Raw genomic sequence first — 17,169 nt, forward strand, 5'->3', positions numbered from 1 at the left:
CTACTCGTCGTTCTCCGATTGTTTGTCCGACGGCGACGGCGTCGCAGGCGACTCGGTCGACTGCTGGTCCGCCCACTGCGTACACGCGGCATCGGCGTCCTCGGGCAGCCCCAGTGCCTCGCGCGCCCGCGCAGCGGCCGTGGCCGTCTCCTCCGCCCCGTCCCATTCGTATCGGGTGAGCTTGTGCGGGGGGAGCTTCACGACGCGCTTGACTTGTTCGCGGTCGGTCACGAGCGTCTCCCGGACGTCGTCGACCGCGGCCTGCGCGTCCTCCGGCCAGGTCGTTGCCGTCGGGGCGAGCCGTTTCGCCGCCGCCGAACTCGCTGCGGCGACCCGCTCGAGCGCGTCGCTCACCCGTTTCGCGTCCGCGAGCTTCGTCTCCGACGCGGTGCCCCGCGCCAGCGCCAGGCGCAGCTGCTCGAGTTCAGCGTCCGCGATATCCCAGGCCGCGTTCACCGGGCACACGGCGTCGAGGTAGGCCCCGCCAGCCTCGCTCGCGGTGAGCACCTCCGGCTCCGGCTCGGGCTCGGGCGTGCAGCCCGCGAGCAGGAGGAGCCCGGCGACGATCCCGAGGGCGGCGGACACCCGACACAACTTCTGCACCCCTCGACAATAGCCGAGCAGACCTGGCGTTCCCGGGTTAGGCTGAGCCACATGGCACGATATCTCACGGAAACGCAGGCTGCGGCGGACGGAATCCGGATCGTCCACCAGCCTGATCAGCACCGCTTTGCGCTGCTCGCGGGCGGCGATGCGGCAGTCCCCGAAGCCGGCGACCGGCTTATTGGCGAGGCCCACTACTCACTCCAGGGCGAGGCCGGCGAGCCCGAGGCCAGCGTGAACTTCGACCACACGCTGGTGCACCCGGATTTCCGCGGCACCGGGCTCTCCGGCCTGCTCGCGCACCGCGCGGTCACCTCCGAGGTGGTGCGCGGGCGTCGCGTGCTCGCGTCGTGCTGGTTCATCGAGGGGTACCTCGCTCGACACCCGGAGCTGCTGACGCCCGACGCGTAGTGCCTCGCGCGGCAGCAGCCCGCGGGCCGGCTTACGGTGCCGTGTAACCGCCGTCGACGAGGTGATAGCTGCCCGTGACGAACGAGGCGGCGTCACTCGCGAGGAACGCCACCATGTGGGCGATCTCCTCGGCCCGACCGAGGCGCCCCATCGGGTGCTTCGCGATCAGTGCGTTGCGGGTCGCCTCGTCCGCGTTCTTCAGCAGCGGGGTGTCGACGTAGCCGGGGCCGACCGAGTTGACGCGGACCCCGTGCGTCGCCGACTCGAGCGCGGCGGTCTTGGTGAGACCCACGACGGCGTGCTTGCTCGCCACATACGCGGGCGATCCCGCGCTGCCCACGCTGCCCAGAATTGACGCCATGTTCACGATCGAGCCGCCGCCGTGCTCCATCATGTGCGCCTGGTGGGCGCGCGTGCCGCGGAACACCGCGGAGAGATTGATGTCGATCACGCGCTGCCAGTCCTCGTCCGAGTACCTCGCGGTCGCCCCGACCGCTCCCCCGATGCCCGCGTTGTTCACCGCGATCTTCAGCGGGGCGAGCGCGACGGCCGCCCGGATCGTCTCGTCGATCACCTCGGCAGAGCCGGCGTCGCCGGTCACCGCGACGGCCGTGCCGCCCGCAGCGGTGATCTCCTGCACGACGGCCTCGGCGTGCGCGGCGTCCAGATCCTGCACCACCACCTTCGCCCCATTTTCGGCGAGCAGCAGCGCAACCGCGCGGCCGATCCCCGATCCGGCGCCGGTCACCACCGCGGATCGATCCGCAACCTCATACTGTGCCATAGCGTGACTCCCTTTCCGTGCGAGCTCCGGGCGAGGGCCCCCGTCCGTGTTCCCCACGCTATGCTCCGCCGGGGAAGACGGCAAGGATCTCCCGCCTATCCCACCCGACGGCGGTACATCATGGTCGCAACCAGGAAGCCGGCGATCAGAATCCCGCTGAGCCAGGCGAGGGCAGCCCACAGCTCTACGCCCACGGGCTGCCCCGTAAACAGCGCGCGGATGGTGTTCACCACGGCGGTGACCGGCTGGTGCTCGGCGAACCACGCCAGCGGGCCGGGCATCGAGTCCGTGGGAACGAACGCCGAACTCAGGAACGGGAGGAAGATCAGCGGATAGCTGAAGGCGCTGGCGCCGTCGACGGTCTTCGCGCTCAGGCCGGCAATCACCGCAACCCAGGTGAGGGCGAGCGTGAAGAGCGTGAGTATCCCGGCCACCGCCAGCCAGGCCAGCGGGGACGCCGCGGTGCGAAAGCCCAAGAGCAGCGCCACCCCGATCACGAGCGCTACGGACACGAGGTTCGCGGCGAGCGAGGTCAGCACGTGCGCCCAGAGCACGCTCGAACGGGCGATCGGCATGGAGCGGAAGCGCTCGGTGATCCCGCCCTGCAGGTCCTGGAACAGACGGTATGAGGTGTATGCGACGCCCGAGGCGATCGTAATCAGGAGCACCCCGGGAAGGAGGTAGGTCACGTACGAGGTGCCGGAACCGGTGCTGATCGCGCCGCCCAGCACGAAGACAAAGAGCAGCATGATCGCGATGGGCATGATCGCGGTCGAGATGATCGTGTCCGGGCTGCGCAACACGTGGCGCAAGGAACGCCAGGTGAGCACCCGCGTATCGGTGAGCGCATGCGTGGTCATGAGGCGGCCTTTCGTGCCGGGTCTTCGACGAGCGAGAGGAAGACGTCTTCGAGCGAGGGCCGCTTCTCGACATATTCGACCTTCGCGGCCGGCAGCAACCGCTGCAGCTCCGCGAGGGTGCCCTCTTGAATGATGGTGCCGCCGTGCAGGATCGCGATGCGATCGGCCAGGTGCTCGGCCTCGTCAAGCGTCTGCGTCGTGAGGAGCACGGTGGTGCCGCCCTCGGCGAGCGCCGCGATCGTGCGCCAGACCTCGATGCGGGACTGCGGGTCGAGCCCCGTGGTGGGCTCATCAAGGAACACCACGGGCGGGTTCCCGACGAGACTCATCGCGATGTCGAGCCGGCGGCGCATCCCGCCGGAGTAGCTGCCCGCCCGGCGTGATCCGGCGTCGCTCAGCGCGAAGCGTTCAAGCAGCGCGTCCGCGAGGCCGCCCGGGTCCGGGAGACGCCGCAGTTGCGCGACGAGGATCAGGTTTTCGCGCCCGGTGAGGACCTCGTCAACCGCGGCGAACTGGCCGGTCAGGCTGATCGATTCGCGCACCTGTGAGGCGGCCGTGGCCACATCGTAGCCGCACACCGTCGCGGTGCCGCCGTCGGCGGGGAGCAAAGTCGCGAGGATCCGCACCAGCGTTGTTTTTCCTGCGCCGTTGGACCCGAGCAGGGCGGTGATCCGTCCGCGCGGGACCGCGAGATCGACGCCACGCAACACCGTGAGGTCCCCGAATGACTTCTCGAGCCCGCGCACGCGGATGGCGAATTCACCGGGATCGCTGCGGCTAGCCATGACGTTGCTCCCCGCTCGCGACGTCGACGGCCGCGATCAGTCGCGCCCGTTCCTTGTCGATCCATTCCTTTCCGGCGTAGGACCGCGCGAACGTTTCGGCGAACTCCACGGGGTCGTCACCGACCACATCGCGGACCGGGGTATCGTCGACGGCGGCCCGCTCCCAGAGATCGACGTGGTCGCTGAGCAGTTGCACGAGGGTGTCGCCGTCGGTGAAACCCGCCCAGTACGTGAAGTAGCGCTGGAACGCTTTCGCCGCGGCGCGATAGGGCTCCGGCAGGGCCTCGAGCCTGGCGGTGTCGGCCCGGTACTGCTTCTTCTGCTCGAGCGAACCGACGAGCGTGTCCATCCATTTGGGGATCATGAGGTGTCTCCTAAGCCAGAGGTCTTGCGCTTGGCGCAAGCGAGTGAGTGAGTGTTGCGGTGCCCGTGGGCGGGTGCGCGGCGGGTGCGCGGGCGGGATCAGCCGCGCAGCTGCGTGATGCGCGCAGAGAGGGTCGTCCAGGTGTCCCAGAACTCGGCGAGCTGCGTCCGGCCGGCGGGGTTCAGGGAATACACCTTGCGCGGCGGGCCTTTTTCGGAGGGCACCTTCTCGACGTCAACCAGGCCCTTCTGCTCGATCCTGATGAGCAGCGCGTAGACCGTCCCCTCCGCGATGTTCTCGAACCCCTCGTCGCGCAGTCGGGACGTGATCTCGGCACCGTAGGCCGGCTGATCCTGCAGGATCGCGAGCACGATGCCCTCGAGCGTCCCCTTGAGCATTTCGGTCATTACCGATGCCACAGCTCCCCTTTCCCGAGTCGGGACCGCCATTCGAGCGACTCCCTAGCGTTACTACCTACCACTAGACAGTAACACTAGGTACCGGTACTTGGCAACACTAGCTACCGTACAGATTCGTCGTCCGCGAATTGCCCACGACACCCGTGCCACGCGCAAGCCGTCGCCGATCACCAGCACCGCTGCGGGCGAGGATCGGACGCCGTGCGGCCGGGAGAACCCACGTGTCCCAGATCAACTCCAGGTTCTGGAGCGCCGTCGCAGTCCCATCGCGGCGCTCAGCTATCGCGCCCTCGGGTCACGCTCGGAGGCGGAGAACACCACTTCAGGAGACCCCTCGGAGTTGGTTACGGCCCGCGCCGGGCGAACACGCGGCGATCACGCTCACGCACCCGCGGGCGGGGAGACACTGCCACAGCGCTGGGGCGAGGTTCGATCCGAGCGCATCACCGCCGTGTGGGCGCTGCGCAATCCGGACAAGCTCACCCGGTGGGGCGGCCGCTATTCCCGCTCTTTGCGCTTAAAGAAGCGCACCTTCTCCGGCTTGCTCTCCGCGGGCGTCGCGTGACCCTTCATGAGTTCCGTGAGATCCTTCTCGATGAGCTGCTGGATCCGGCTGTCGCGCGCTTCCTGGTACTCCTCGGAGTCCCCACCGCTGTAGTAGGGGTGCGTAGCGCGCTCCTTCAGCGAATCGCCAATCTCGTGCCACGCGAGATCGCGCGCCCGGAGGGCGGTCGCCTGCAACCCGGCCTCGTCAGCGGCCTTAGCGTGCAGCTCTTCGGCGACGCGCTCGTAGACCTCCTGACGGTGCCGCAGCGTGCGATTGTCGTCGTTGCCGTAGTCCGATTCGCTCCAAGAGCTGCGGCCCGTGTCCCGGATCTCGCCGCGCATCCGGGCGATGTGCTTGGCGTCGCGCTCGCGCTCGCGCGCGAGATCCTCCGTCGCTTCGCGGACCATCTCCACGATCTGCGCCTCGTCGTAGTCGACGTGCTTCTGCAGGGCATTCATGATGATCGCGTTTTTCACCGTCATCCGGATCGCGACGTCGGCGACCAGGAGCCCCTGCTCCACGATCTCCTCCACCGGCGCCAGCACACGCTTCGGCAGTCGTCGCAGCGGGCGCGATCCGCCACGCTTGCGCTTCTTTGACCAGCCGAACACCGTGCTCCTCTCGCGCGCCCGGGAGGGCACTCCCCCATTATCCCGGATTTCACGCCCGTTACGCAGTCCCCACTCCGGGCGAGTCTGTCGCCACCGTTCTCCTCGCATGGCATCCCGATGTGCGCTGGCTGGAACGGTGTGAGAAACTCCCAGACGACCCCGCACACGGGGTGCGGACGAGGGAGCAGTACCCGCACAGTGACGACTGCCAGAAAGCACCACCATGACGCTTGCCTGGATCGTGCTGATCCTGAGCGGACTGCTCGAAGCGGTCTGGGCGACAGCGCTCGACGCCTCCCGCGGATTCCGGAGGCTCTGGCCCACCGTCGTCTTCGTCGTGAGCTACCTTGCGAGCATGCTCGGGCTCGCGTACGGCATGACCGAGATCGCCGTTGGCACGGCGTACGCGGTCTGGGTCGGGATCGGGGCGGTCCTCACCGCCGCCTGGGCGATGCTGACCCGGAAGGATCGGGCGACCGTGCTCCGGGTGGTGCTGCTGGCCGGGCTCATCGCCTGCGTCGTCGGCCTGAAGGTGGTGAGCTGATCATGGCAGCACCGAGTCAGCGCAGCCCCAAGGTGGCGGGCACCCGACACTGGGTGGTGTTGCTCGCGAGCGCGGTCCTCGAAGCCGTGTGGGCGCTCGCCCTCAAGGAGTCCCAGGGATTCACCCAGCTCGGCCCCTCCGTCGTGTTCGCGATCACCAACCCGCTCAGCATGGTCGGGCTCGGCTATGCGATGCGGGGACTCCCGGTGAGCGTGGCCTACGCGATCTGGACGGGCCTCGGTGCCGCGCTCACCGTTGGCGCGTCGATCCTGCTCGGGATGGAGGCTCCGTCGGTGCTCAAGCTCTGCTTCCTGGGCGGGATCGTCGCGTGCGTGATCGGGCTGAAGTTCGCGAAGGATCCCGCGGCGAGCGCCTAGTGCGCGGCTGCCGCCGGGCGCGCGTCGCTCAAACGGCAGGAGATTCACGAAGTCCTAGGAGATGTTCTCCGGGAAACCGGACCTGGACGCAGGATCTCCGTGGTTTTGGTGGTCACGGCTGGGCGGGGGTCACGGCTGGGCGGCTGCACCTCGGGTACACTGCCAGGCCGGCACCAGACGCCTAGGCGAGGGGTGCGTCGAGGCCGTGGACGGACACCCACATCGAGGCCGCGGCGGCGGGCCCCAAACTCACGGGGTCGGCCGAGCCGGCGACCCGCACAAGCACGGCCTCGGAGTACGGTTCGCCGGGCAGGACCTCAAGCTCCGCGTCGACCACGAGGCCTCGGCTCGCGAAGTACTGCAGCATGGCGGTGTCCGAGTCGGAGATTCGCTCCACCCGCACGCGCGCCGGGGCCTCGACCGCGGCGAGGATCACGGCGTCCGGCCGGTGCACGCGGCCATCGGCGCTCGGGATCGGGTCGCCGTGCGGATCGCGGGTGGGATACCCGAGCGCCCGATCGACCCGGTTGATCAGTTCATCCGAGACCGCGTGTTCCAGCCGGTCGGCCTCCGCGTGCACCTCGTCCCACTCGTAGCCGAGCGCCTGCACCAGGAACGTCTCGAGGAGCCGGTGCCGCCGGATCATCGAGACCGCGTTCTCGCGGCCCGTGTCGGTCAGCGTTACGCTGCCGTACCGGGCGTGGCCGATCAGTTCCAGGTCGGAGAGTTTCCGCAGCGCGTCGGAGACCGTCGAGAGCCGCACCCCCGCGGACTCAGCGATCGCGGAGTTCGAGACAGGCGCGTCGGACCACTCCTGCAGCCCCCAGATGACCTTGAGGTAGTTCTGCATACTCGGGGAAAGATTGTCGACGCTCACGCACTCAGGATAGCCTGCCCGCTGTGGCCGGGCCCGGGCAGATCCCCGTGATTCCGGGCGAGTTGCCCCTGCTCAGAATGCTGAATCGATTTGGCACACCGCTTCCGGCACCCCTACGCTGGAGGAATCCACCCCGAGGACGAGGAGAGCACCCGAATGGCAGCCCCGCACCAGCCGCAGCTCCGCCCCGAACCGGCCCCCGGGATCCGGGACGCGGGGCGGCCACACACCGCGGACACCGCGAACACCGCGGCCGAGGTGGACGCGCTCCTCGCGGCGACGGTGCGCACCATGGCGGGAATCGTTTCGGACCGCGTGGCGCGCAGCCCCTGGGCGCAAGACAACCCCGCGGGGCTCCCGCCGTTGACCGGCGGCAAGTATGTCCGGGCGCGGGCGTTTCTCACGGCAGCGAGCGCGTACGGCGCCCTGCACCGCCCGGGCGCTCAGGACGCGCTCGTCGGGATCGCTGCCGCGCTCGAACTGCTCCACACCGCCTCGCTGGTGCACGACGACATCATCGACGCATCCTCCACGCGCCGCGGCGCGCCAGCCCTGCACCGGCTCACCAGCCCCGCCACCGCGATCCTGGTGGGCGACCAGGTCTTTGCGCTCGCACTCGCACACAGCGCGCCGTACGGCGTGACCGTCACTGCCGCGCTCACCCGCGCATTTGCGGACCTCTGCGAGGGTCAGCTGCTGGAGTCCGCGCTCCGCTGGGACGCGGATGCCCTCCCGGTACTCGAACGATACGGCTCCCTGAAGACGGGTGCCCTGTTCGGTGCCGCCTTCGAGCTTGCTGCGCATGTTGCCGGGCTTCCGGACCCCGAACAGCTCAGCGCGCGCGACGCCGGGATCCGGCTCGGCCTGGCCTTCCAGTTCGCCGATGACCTGCTCGACATCCACGGCGACCTTGCCGAGCTGGGCAAGGACCACGGTGCCGATCTGCGCAATGGCGTGCCCTCGTTCCCGCTGTGGCTGGCCTCGCAGCAGCTCGCGACGGAGGTCGGGCTCGCCCACCCCACCGACCTGGACGCGCTCGCCGCGACGGCAAGTTCGGCATCGATCGATGCCCGCACCCGCACCCGCATTGCCGAGTTGGTCGCGGAGGCACGATCCTCGCTCCCCGCAGCACCGGATCCGGAGCTCCTCGAGGCAGCGATTCACGCGGTGGTCGCAGTTCCGCTCAGCGCTCCGGCCCCATCGACGACCACCGAATCCGAGGAATCATGAAGCAGCGTCGCACCACCATCAAGGACGTCGCTCACGAGGCGGGGGTCTCGATCGCCACGGCGTCGGAGGCGCTCAATGGCAAGGGGCGCGTCGCTGCGACAACCCGGCAACACGTGATCGACACGGCGGCTCGGCTCGGGTACACCGCGAACCGGCTCGCCAAGAACCTGAATGCGGGCCGCACCGGCTCCCTGGTGCTCTCGGTCTCGCCGATGTCCGCGAACACGACGGCGTCGGGAGTCCAGCCCGAGTGGGATATTGACTACTACTTCCGCGTCCTGAGCGGGGCGTCTGCGCACGCATTCCAGCGGGGCTTTCTGCTGTCCATGCTGCCGTCGAGCAGCCCGTCCCCCGCGTTTCTGTCGGCGGCGGATGGCCTGATCGTCGTCGACCCCAGCGAGAACGATCCGCTCGTCCGCGCCGCCACCGCGGCCGGTCTCGCGTGCGTGACGATCGGCCGCAACTGGGACGACCTCTCCTGGGTCGACAACGATTTCGCTGCGGGAACGCTGACGGCGCTGAGCCACCTGAGCGAGGTGCGCGCCGCACGCCCGGCGCTCTTCCTGAGCGAGACCAGTTCCTCCTACGTGCGCGATGAGCTCTCCGCCTACCTCGACTGGTGCTCATCTGCCGGGGTCGATCCGGTGATCCTGCGCTCCCCCGGCCCGCGCGTCGACGAGGCCGAGGCGACCATTCGCACGGCACTCGCCGCCCCGGATCGCCGCTTCGACGCGGTGGTCACGACGCTCGACACGCTGGCGCACGCGACCGAGCGCAGCGCGCAGGCGCTCGGGCTGCGCATTCCGGAGGATCTGCAGCTCGTGAGCCTCACCGATAGCCGTTCGCTCGACTACGGGCTGAACACGCCCGTCACCGCGCTCGACCTGCAGCCGATCCGCCTGGGCGAACTCGCCGTCGATCTCCTCCTGGCGGGGCTCGACGGCACGGCGGAGCGCCGCCGAGAACTGGTCCCGACGGCGCTCACGGTGCGCGGTTCGACGCTGCAGCCGGGGCGCGCGGACTAGCCGCGAGCCGCCGCGGACGATGCCCGAGCGCGCGCACCGGGACGCTCCGCGTCATCCTCCGCATCGTCCTCGGATTCGTCGCGCTCGAAGACCACGATCGTGGATCCCGTGGTGGCGGCATGGAGGCGCTTGCGATGCACCCAGCGTTCGACGATCACGCCCAGCACGCCGACCGCGGCGACGCCGATCACCGTGGACCAGTCGCTCGCCCACCCGGCACCGCTCTCGCGGGGCCACGCGACATTCACGATCTGGAACACGAGCCAGACGAGCGCGAGCAGACTCACCGTTTTCCCGGCGCGCCCGAGGAACAGGCTCGGGTCGTCGCTCCAGCGGCCGCGGATCCGAGCCACGGCGAGCCCCAGCACAGGGAACAGGAACGAGAGGAAGAACCCGACCGACGAGAAGGAGATGAGGGCCATCTGGATCCCCTCGCTCTGGAACGGGATGAACAACAGCGCGGCGATGACCGCCGCGATGAGCACCGCGCGTCGGGGCAACCCGGTCTCCCCCGAAAGCTTCGTCAGGAACCGCGCGAACGGGAGCTCCCCGTTTCGCGCCGTCGCCCAGATGATGCGGGACACCGTGATCTGAATGGTCATCAGGCTCGCGGCGAACGCAATGACGAAGAGGGCGAGAATGCCACGGAACACCGGTTCCGGGAACGTCGCGGCGATGATCGCCACGGCCGGATCGGCAGCGTTGTCCGGATCCTGCAGGAACGCGTCGTTCGGGACGGCGAGGGTAAAGGCGAGGGTGCTGAGGAGCACGATTCCCATGATGGCGAAAAACGACACCACCATGGCTTTCGGCACGGCCTTCTTGGGGCGCTTCACCTCCTCGGCGATAGAGCTCGCGCTCTCAAATCCGATGGCAAAGTAGCTCGAGAAGGCGATGGCCATCACGAGGGGCGCGGCGAAGAACGCTCCGCGGTAGTCCCCGAGCGATTCGGGCGACAGATACTCGAGCCCCTGGTGCCGCTGGAAGAACAGCAGCCAGACCGCGACGCCGATGGATCCCACGGCTTCCGCCACAATGACGGTGACCATCAGGATCTTGATGAAGACGCGGCCCGCGAGGTTCACGAGCGTGCTGAACACCAGCATCCCGACCGCGAACCAGGTGACGATCTCCGGACCTGCGGACGGCATGTCGAAGATGGGCGGGATCAGCACGGCACCGGCGTACGCCACGGCCGGAAGCGTGATGAGGAGCGTCCAAATGTACGTCCACGAGGCGAACCAGCCGTAGCGGTGTCCGAGCAGTCGACGCGACCACTGGTAGATCCCGCCCGAGTCCGCCCACTTGGACGCGAGCATACCGAGGGTGAGGACCACGATGAACTGGCCCGCGTACAGAATCAGCCCGCCCCAGATGAACGCCGGGCCCGAGGTCGCAAGCCCCACTCCGAGGACGCTGTAGACCGCCACGATCGGCGAGACGAAGGCAAATGCCACGGACAGGGCAGAGAACATGGTGAATTCACGTTTCATCACCGTCGGCGCCGTACTCATAGAAACTCCCTTGCTTCACATCGGCGACGGGCGCGACACCCATTGGCGCGCCCGGAGGTGGATCGTCCGCGCCGGAGTGGCCCCCGTCGCGGTCGAGAGTCACGCTACCCTGGCCGAAACGTTTTAGCAAGTGGCAAACTGGCCTGCTATCGCCTAGAGTCAGCTAGTGAAACGATTTGGCACTGTGCCCGGTCACCACCCCCAAACTCGAGCGAGTCGCGCGCCCGTGCGCGGTCCGCCCGCCACACCCGAGGAGCCCCATGCACCCCCGCACGCTGCACGTCACGGTGATCCAAGACGCGCCCCGGTCCCGCGACCTTGCCGAGAATCTCCGCCGAGTCACCGCGGCCCTCGCCGCGCACCCAGACACGGATCTCCTCCTGTTCCCGGAGCTGTTCCTCAGCGGGTATCAGACCACCGCGCTTGCGGAACTCGCGCTCACGCGCAACGACCCGCGAGTCCGTGCGCTCGCCGCGGCCTGCCGAAACGCGAACACCGCGCTCATCGTCGGCTGCATCGAGGCGGCCCCCGACGGCGCGTACGACGCGATGCTCGCCATCGATCGCGACGGATCCGTGCGCGAGATGGTGCGCAAGACTCACCTCTTCGGCACCGAACGCGACGCCTTCGCCGTCGGCGACACGCTCGCCTCGGTCACCCTCTGCGACGTGTCCGTCGGCATCGTCAACTGCTTCGAACTCGAGTTCCCCGAGGTCTCCCGCACACTCGCGCTCCGCGGCGCGCAACTCATCGCGGCGGGATCGGCCAACATGCACCCTTACGCGCTCGACCACCGCATTGCGGCCACCGCTCGAGCGCTGGAGAACCGGGTTCCGGTCGCCTACGCAAACCGCATCGGCACCGAATCCGGGCACGCGTTCTGCGGCGGGAGCCGGATCGTCCTCCCGGACGGCGACACCCTCGCGGAACTGGATGCGGATGAGGCGGGATCCATCGCGGGCCAGCTCGCGATCGACACGCGCGGCACGAGCGCGACACCGGCCTCGACCACCCCGACGGACATGCTCGCCCAGCGCAGGCCGGAACTCTACGCGCACTAGCCCCCCGGCACGCCTCGGCCCCACCCCGTCGTCACTGCACGGGGTGGGGCCGAGGCGTCGACGGGGCTAGCCGATGTAAATGGGCTCGCTCGGCGATCCCGCGTGGAACGCGAGCGCTTCGAGGGCGAGCCGGCCCGCGATCAGCTGGGTGCGGGTGGAGTGATCCAGCGAGGGCGCGGGCTCCGCGATGTCCAGGCCGATGAGCCCGGCCGGGGAGATACCCCGGACGATCTCGAAGGCCTCCCGGATCGTCATGCCGCCCGGTGTCGGCGCGCAGGTGCCCGGCGCAAACGCGGCGTCGAGCGCGTCAATGTCGAAGGTCAGATAGAACCCCTCTTCGCCGACTCGCTCGAGGATCTGCTCGACGGCCCACGCCGTGCCCTTCGCCCAGATGTCCTCGAGCCAGATCACCCGGATGCCGTGGTCACGGCAGTACTGGAGCTCGGTCTTCGGATTCATCCAGCCGTTGATGCCCACGAGCACCATCTTTGCCGGGTCGTAGCCGTTGTCGACCGCGCGAGTGATCGTGCAGCAGTGGCTGAGCAGCTCACCGCCGACGTCCGGTGCGCTGTCGAGGTGGGTGTCGAACTGCACCCAGCCCGGGCTGGTCCCCGGCTTCTTGGCCGCGTTCCCGACCGGGATACTGACCGAGTGGTCGCCGCCGAACACGACGGGGATTGCTCCGCCCGCAACGATCTCGGCGATGTCAGCCTCGACTCGCGCAAAGGTCTTCGGCGTATTCCCGAGCGCGACGTGGCAGTCGCCCCCGTCGAACAGCGGCAGGTGCTCGAAGAGATCGAAGCCGAAGGTGGCCTGGAAGTTGGTGTACTGCACCGACGTCTCGCGGATCGCGCGGGGGCCGTAGTTCGCCCCGCTCCGGCTGATCGTGGTCGCATCGAAGGGGAAGCCGTACACGACCGCCTTCGCCCCCGACGCCGCGATCGCCTCGCGCGTCAGCTCTACCCGAGGCACCCCCATAAAGGTGCCGCCCAAGCCGCCGTGCAGCAGCCCATTCCACATCGTCTCGTCCACCGATACCGACGTCTCTTCACTCATGGTTTCCTCATTTCACGTGTCTCGCGGCACACCGCGCATCATTGATGAAACGTTTTGGAGCGCCATTGCTCAGCAAGGGCTGCACTGCCGAAACGCTTCGGCAAGCGTAGCAAGAGGCACCCGGGAAAGTCCAGCCCGTCTCACTTCGGAGATGAGGCACGTCGCGAAACTCGCGCGAACATCGACGTCCGGAAGCCGCTCCCGCCTGGAAACCGCTCCCCGCCCCGGACCCCGCGCGGACGCGCGGAACTCGCCGCCCCGGAAGAACTCCCCGCCCGGGACGCCCCGCGGGCGGGCGAAAACTATCCGTCGAGGATCCCGCGCAACCGCACGAGCGCGCGGTCAAACTCGGCGTCGTCGGGGCCACCCACGCCCAGCACCAGGCCGGCCAGGCCGGGCGTCCGGTCTCGCTGCTGCCAGTACCCCGCGAGGCCCTGCACCCCGAGCCCGGCCGCGTGCGCCGCCGCGAGCACCGCCGCCTCCCGCGCTGGGCCGTCGGCGCTCGTGAACTCGATCACCGTGTGGAGGCCGCCATCCATCGGGCGGACGCGCACCCCGCGCGCCGCGGCCAGGCGATCCGACACCGCGTCGCGTCGCGCCGCGTAGCGCCGCAACATCCGCGCGGTGTGCCGCCGCAGCTCTCCGCTCGCGAGGTAGTCGGCGAGCGCCGCCTGCACCACCCCGGACACGGGGCCGCCAAGCTCCCGCCGCAGCGGCTCGATCCGGGCACGCAGCCCGGCCGGCGCGAGCAGGTACCCCGCAGCCAGGCTCGGGGCCAGCGTGCGCGAAAACGTGCCGAGCAGCACCACGGATCCCTGCGCCGGATCGTCGAGCGCCGCGAGCGTCGGCAGCGCGCTGCCCGTATAGCGCAGCTCCGAATCGAAGTCGTCCTCGATCACCACCACACCCGTGCGCCGCGCCCACGCGAGCAGCTCGCGCCGCCGCGGCAGCGGCAGCGAGCCTCCCAACGGGTACTGGTGACTCGGCGTGACGATCACCGCGTCGAGCATGCCGCTCGGCAACCGGGCGGTGTCGAGGCCCTCCGCGTCCGTCGGCAGGGCCACGATCCGCGCGCCGTGCGCCTGCACCACGCCCCGCAACGAAGGCAGTCCCGGATCCTCGACCCCCACGACCAGCTCTCGGCCCCGGCCGCCGCCGAGCGCCGCAAGCAACAGCCCCAGGCCGTCCCGGGTGCCGGCGGTGACCAACACGTCGCTCGCCGCGCGTGCGGTGCCACGCATGCGCCGCAGGTGCTCGGAGATCTCGTGCCGCAGCGCGGGGTCCCCGAGCGCGGGCGGTGCCACGTCGACCCGCCCCGCCGCGCTCCGCCAGGCGGTGCGCCAGGACGGACTCACGACGGTGTCGGTGATCGGTTGCCCGGGCGTGAGCGCCGCCGGGACGGCGACGGGTTCCGGCGCCGATGCGCCTGGCACCGCCGCGCGCGTGGCGGAGCTCGGTTCCACGAGCTCCAGCGCGGGGTTCACGCGCGTCCCCTGCCCGTGCGTGGCCACGAGATATCCCTCGGCGACGAGCTGCTCGTAGGCCACCACGACGACCCCCCGCGCGACCCCGAGCCGCCGCGCGAGCTCCCGCGTCGCGGGAACCGTTTCTCCGGGCCGGAGCGTGGCCGCGTCGATCGCTTCGCGCAGTGCGGCCGCGAGTTGCACGGTGAGCGGGGCCTCCGCGCCGCGGTCGAGGTGCACGGGGAACCCCGCAGTGCCGCCGCGTTCGAGCTCGGTCATGCGAACCTCACGTCCTGATCCGCGAAGCGCTCGCGCATCACGTCGATTGCCTCGGGGTTGTCGTCGATCAGGACGAAGCGGCGATCGAGCTCCGCCGCGGCGGCCCCCGTCGTCCCGCTCCCGGCAAAGGCGTCGAGCACCCAGTCCCCCGGCCGCGACGAGGCCTGCACGATCCGGCGCAGGATCCCGACGGGCTTCTGCGTCGGATAGCCGGTGCGTTCGAGCCCCGTCGGCGAGACGATGGTGTGCCACCAGGTGTCCGTCGGGAGCTTGCCCCGCGCGGCCTGCTCGGGCGTCACCAGCCCGGGGGCCATGTACGGCTCGCGATCCACCGCCTCCGCATCGAAGTAGTAGAAGTCCGGCAGCTTCGCGTAGACCAGAATGTTGTCGTGCTTCGCGGGCCAGCGTCGCTTCGTCCGTGCCCCGTAGTCGTAGGCCCAGATGATCTCGTTGATGAAGCATTCCGGCCCGAACATCGCGTCGAGCAGCACTTTCGCGTAGTGCACTTCGCGGTAGTCGAGGTGCAGGTAGAGCAGTCCGTCCGGCGACAGCACGCGCCACGCCTCTTCCAGCCGAGGCTCGAGAAAGTCCCAGTAGTCACGGAATCGGTCGTCATAGGCAAGCGTCATCTCGCGCGTCACGTCGTAGCCCTGTCCGCGGAACCCGAGTCGGCCGCCCTCTGCGCGCACCCCCGTCACCCGCTCGGCCTGCCGGGACCGGCCCGTGTTGAAGGGCGGATCGAGGTAGACCGTTGCGAAGGCGCTCCCCGGCAGGCGCCGCAGGATCGGCAGATTGTCGCCCGCGTAGACCACGCTCGGGCCGTGGGGGTCCCAGGGTTCGCGCATCGTCCCAGCGTACCGGGCCGGATCGCGCGGGGTCCCGGCAGACGCGCGGTGCCGAATCCCGAACGTTTCGTCAACGTGCCCTTCCCGCTACGGTACAAGGAGTGGGCGGCGACGGCGGCCCGGACCCCGGAGGACACCATGATCAGACTCAGCATGATCACCATCGACACGCCAGATGCGCGGGCGCTCGCGGCCTGGTGGGCGGATCGCCTGGGCGGGGAGGTCGTGCAGGACGTGGACGGCTGGTTCTGCATGGTGCAGGCCCCGAGCAGCCCGGTCGCGCTCGGTTTCCAGAAGGTCGACACCCCCACCCCGGGGAAGAACCGCGTGCACCTCGACCTGGACCGTACGCCCGACATCGATCGTGACGCGCTCGTGGCCGAGTGGACCGGCGCGGGCGCCACACACCTCGGACGCCGCGGCGAGGAGGGCTTCTCCTGGGACACCTTCGCCGACCCGGACGGCAACGAATTCTGCATCGGGGACCCGCACTAGCTCGGCGACGGACCGGCACACACCGAGAGGACACCCCAGTGGGCACACGAAAGACCCCCGAAGAACGCGCGGCGGAAGCGCAGCGGTACATTCGCGCGCAGGGTGCCAGCTCGGACGCCGAGCTCGCACCGTTCCTGACGGACCCGAACCAGTCGATCCGGAACGCGGCGGCGCTGAATCCCGACGCGAGCCCGGCGATCCTTGCCCAGTTCGCGGCTGACCGTTTCTGGAGCGTGCGCGTCGCCGTCGCGGAGCATCCGAACACCTCGCGGGAGACGCTGCTCGGCATGCTCGAGGCGACCCCCGCCCGGCGCGGCGTTGTCCACCACGCGGCCCGTGAGCGCCTCGAGCGCGAGGGGGTCCGTTTCGGGGAGGATGGCCTGCCGAACGCGGCCGACTGAGCGCGACCCCCGGGCCCCGCCGGATAGTGTGGAAGCCTCACCGAAGAGAGGACGTCACATGGGAACCACGCGCGTGCGCGAACACCTGAGCGCGCAGGGCTGGACGGGCGAGATCCTGGAATTTGCAGAGTCGAGCGCCACCGTTGAGCTCGCCGCGGAGAAGGTCGGCACGGCACCCGGGCGGATCGCCAAAACGCTCGGATTCTCCGATCCGGCGGACCCCAGCCGCGCCATCATGGTGGTGGTCGCGGGCGATGCGCGAGTCCACGGCGGACAGTTCAAGCGCGCGTTCGGCGCGAAGCCCCGGATGCTCCAGGGCGAGGAGGTGCTCGCGCTCACCGGCTACCCGATCGGCGGGGTGTGTCCGTTTGCGCCGGCCGAGCGCGCCCGCGTGTTCCTGGACGAGTCCCTGCGGCGCTTCCCCTCGGTGTTCCCGGCGGCCGGCACCGCGACGTCCGCGGTCGAGATTCCGATCGACGCGCTCGCACGGCTCTCCGGGGCCGAGGGCTGGGTGGACGTGTCGCGCGGCTGGCAGGAGCCGGCACCCGAGGCGGAGCCGACACCCGGAGCGTAGCCGGCACCCGGGGCAGAACCGCTCCCCGAGGCAGCGCCGGCACT

The 17,169-nt window shown here is 69.6% G+C and carries 21 protein-coding genes; 9 read left to right on the forward strand and 12 right to left on the reverse strand.

The features are described 5' to 3' along the window. The gene (locus D3230_RS01870; RefSeq protein WP_202343295.1) at positions 1 to 603 is read right to left on the reverse strand and encodes a hypothetical protein; all 603 of its coding nucleotides are present in this window, start codon (positions 601 to 603) and stop codon (positions 1 to 3) included. A gap of 51 nt (positions 604 to 654) precedes the next feature. Between D3230_RS01870 and D3230_RS01875 the strand changes: the two genes are divergently transcribed. Next, complete coding sequence (locus tag D3230_RS01875) at positions 655 to 1,014, forward strand: GNAT family N-acetyltransferase (protein WP_202343296.1); 360 nt, start codon at positions 655 to 657, stop codon at positions 1,012 to 1,014. Positions 1,015 to 1,045: 31 nt separating this feature from the next. Here D3230_RS01875 and D3230_RS01880 read toward each other — a convergent pair whose 3' ends face one another. The 6 genes from D3230_RS01880 to D3230_RS01905 all read right to left on the reverse strand — a co-directional run bounded on the left by D3230_RS01880 (position 1,046) and on the right by D3230_RS01905 (position 5,384). Beyond that, entirely contained in the window at positions 1,046 to 1,798 is a 753-nt protein-coding gene (locus D3230_RS01880) for an SDR family NAD(P)-dependent oxidoreductase (protein ID WP_202343297.1), read from the reverse strand. Positions 1,799 to 1,893: 95 nt separating this feature from the next. Beyond that, complete coding sequence (locus D3230_RS01885; RefSeq protein WP_202343298.1) at positions 1,894 to 2,658, reverse strand: ABC transporter permease; 765 nt, start codon at positions 2,656 to 2,658, stop codon at positions 1,894 to 1,896. Beyond that, complete coding sequence (locus D3230_RS01890) at positions 2,655 to 3,443, reverse strand: ABC transporter ATP-binding protein (RefSeq protein WP_202343299.1); 789 nt, start codon at positions 3,441 to 3,443, stop codon at positions 2,655 to 2,657. Before D3230_RS01890 ends, D3230_RS01885 begins: the two co-directional genes overlap by 4 nt. Further along, positions 3,436 to 3,807, reverse strand: a complete 372-nt coding sequence (locus D3230_RS01895) for a DUF1048 domain-containing protein (protein WP_202343300.1) — start codon at positions 3,805 to 3,807, stop codon at positions 3,436 to 3,438. Before D3230_RS01895 ends, D3230_RS01890 begins: the two co-directional genes overlap by 8 nt. Before the next feature lie 98 nt (positions 3,808 to 3,905). Beyond that, complete coding sequence (locus D3230_RS01900; protein WP_202343301.1) at positions 3,906 to 4,214, reverse strand: PadR family transcriptional regulator; 309 nt, start codon at positions 4,212 to 4,214, stop codon at positions 3,906 to 3,908. Between the two features lie 510 nt (positions 4,215 to 4,724). Continuing rightward, the gene (locus D3230_RS01905; protein WP_202343302.1) at positions 4,725 to 5,384 is read right to left on the reverse strand and encodes an asparagine synthase; all 660 of its coding nucleotides are present in this window, start codon (positions 5,382 to 5,384) and stop codon (positions 4,725 to 4,727) included. A gap of 223 nt (positions 5,385 to 5,607) precedes the next feature. On the opposite strand from D3230_RS01905, the gene D3230_RS01910 reads away from it, so the two are divergent. Both D3230_RS01910 and D3230_RS01915 read left to right on the forward strand, forming a co-directional pair. Further along, the gene (locus D3230_RS01910; protein WP_202343303.1) at positions 5,608 to 5,928 is read left to right on the forward strand and encodes a DMT family transporter; all 321 of its coding nucleotides are present in this window, start codon (positions 5,608 to 5,610) and stop codon (positions 5,926 to 5,928) included. A gap of 2 nt (positions 5,929 to 5,930) precedes the next feature. After that, positions 5,931 to 6,305, forward strand: a complete 375-nt coding sequence (locus D3230_RS01915) for a DMT family transporter (RefSeq protein ID WP_202343304.1) — start codon at positions 5,931 to 5,933, stop codon at positions 6,303 to 6,305. A gap of 181 nt (positions 6,306 to 6,486) precedes the next feature. Here D3230_RS01915 and D3230_RS01920 read toward each other — a convergent pair whose 3' ends face one another. Further along, positions 6,487 to 7,182, reverse strand: a complete 696-nt coding sequence (locus D3230_RS01920; RefSeq protein ID WP_337249047.1) for a metal-dependent transcriptional regulator — start codon at positions 7,180 to 7,182, stop codon at positions 6,487 to 6,489. A 156-nt stretch (positions 7,183 to 7,338) separates the two neighbouring features. Between D3230_RS01920 and D3230_RS01925 the strand changes: the two genes are divergently transcribed. Both D3230_RS01925 and D3230_RS01930 read left to right on the forward strand, forming a co-directional pair. Further along, positions 7,339 to 8,412 (forward strand): polyprenyl synthetase family protein, encoded by a 1,074-nt coding sequence (locus tag D3230_RS01925; RefSeq protein ID WP_202343305.1) that lies wholly within the window; start codon positions 7,339 to 7,341, stop codon positions 8,410 to 8,412. Beyond that, a complete protein-coding gene (locus D3230_RS01930; RefSeq protein WP_202343306.1) occupies positions 8,409 to 9,437 on the forward strand; it encodes a LacI family DNA-binding transcriptional regulator in 1,029 nt (342 codons plus the stop codon). The genes D3230_RS01925 and D3230_RS01930 overlap by 4 nt, the downstream gene beginning before the upstream one ends. On the opposite strand, the gene D3230_RS01935 is transcribed toward D3230_RS01930, so the two are convergent. After that, positions 9,434 to 10,951 (reverse strand): amino acid permease, encoded by a 1,518-nt coding sequence (locus tag D3230_RS01935; protein ID WP_202343307.1) that lies wholly within the window; start codon positions 10,949 to 10,951, stop codon positions 9,434 to 9,436. The two genes, D3230_RS01930 and D3230_RS01935, sit on opposite strands and share 4 nt — an antisense overlap. A 260-nt stretch (positions 10,952 to 11,211) precedes the next feature. Between D3230_RS01935 and D3230_RS01940 the strand changes: the two genes are divergently transcribed. Beyond that, positions 11,212 to 12,012, forward strand: a complete 801-nt coding sequence (locus tag D3230_RS01940; RefSeq protein ID WP_202343308.1) for a nitrilase-related carbon-nitrogen hydrolase — start codon at positions 11,212 to 11,214, stop codon at positions 12,010 to 12,012. A 66-nt stretch (positions 12,013 to 12,078) separates the two neighbouring features. Here the strand turns inward: D3230_RS01940 and speB are convergent, their stop codons facing one another. The 3 genes from speB to D3230_RS01955 form a co-directional block, all read right to left on the reverse strand. Further along, positions 12,079 to 13,068 carry an agmatinase gene (speB, locus tag D3230_RS01945; RefSeq protein WP_202343309.1) on the reverse strand — a complete coding sequence of 330 codons (990 nt, stop codon included), beginning with the start codon at positions 13,066 to 13,068 and terminating at the stop codon, positions 12,079 to 12,081. Between the two features lie 302 nt (positions 13,069 to 13,370). Continuing rightward, positions 13,371 to 14,810: a MocR-like pyridoxine biosynthesis transcription factor PdxR gene (gene pdxR / locus D3230_RS01950; protein WP_202343310.1), complete on the reverse strand. Its 1,440-nt coding sequence runs from the start codon at positions 14,808 to 14,810 to the stop codon at positions 13,371 to 13,373. Then, positions 14,807 to 15,655 (reverse strand): DNA-methyltransferase, encoded by an 849-nt coding sequence (locus tag D3230_RS01955; RefSeq protein ID WP_202343311.1) that lies wholly within the window; start codon positions 15,653 to 15,655, stop codon positions 14,807 to 14,809. Before D3230_RS01955 ends, pdxR begins: the two co-directional genes overlap by 4 nt. Before the next feature lie 48 nt (positions 15,656 to 15,703). Between D3230_RS01955 and D3230_RS01960 the strand changes: the two genes are divergently transcribed. From D3230_RS01960 to D3230_RS01970, 3 genes are read left to right on the forward strand one after another with little or no spacing between them, the layout of a single operon-like run. Beyond that, complete coding sequence (locus D3230_RS01960) at positions 15,704 to 16,150, forward strand: VOC family protein (protein ID WP_337249048.1); 447 nt, start codon at positions 15,704 to 15,706, stop codon at positions 16,148 to 16,150. A 38-nt stretch (positions 16,151 to 16,188) separates the two neighbouring features. Then, positions 16,189 to 16,551 (forward strand): hypothetical protein, encoded by a 363-nt coding sequence (locus D3230_RS01965; RefSeq protein ID WP_202343312.1) that lies wholly within the window; start codon positions 16,189 to 16,191, stop codon positions 16,549 to 16,551. 58 nt (positions 16,552 to 16,609) lie between these two features. Continuing rightward, positions 16,610 to 17,125 (forward strand): YbaK/EbsC family protein, encoded by a 516-nt coding sequence (locus D3230_RS01970; RefSeq protein ID WP_202343313.1) that lies wholly within the window; start codon positions 16,610 to 16,612, stop codon positions 17,123 to 17,125. The last annotated feature ends 44 nt before the right edge of the window (positions 17,126 to 17,169 follow it).

Origin of the sequence: Leucobacter chromiireducens subsp. solipictus, from assembly GCF_016758195.1 — a bacterium.
In the GTDB taxonomy this organism is placed as follows: Bacteria; Actinomycetota; Actinomycetes; order Actinomycetales; family Microbacteriaceae; genus Leucobacter; species Leucobacter solipictus.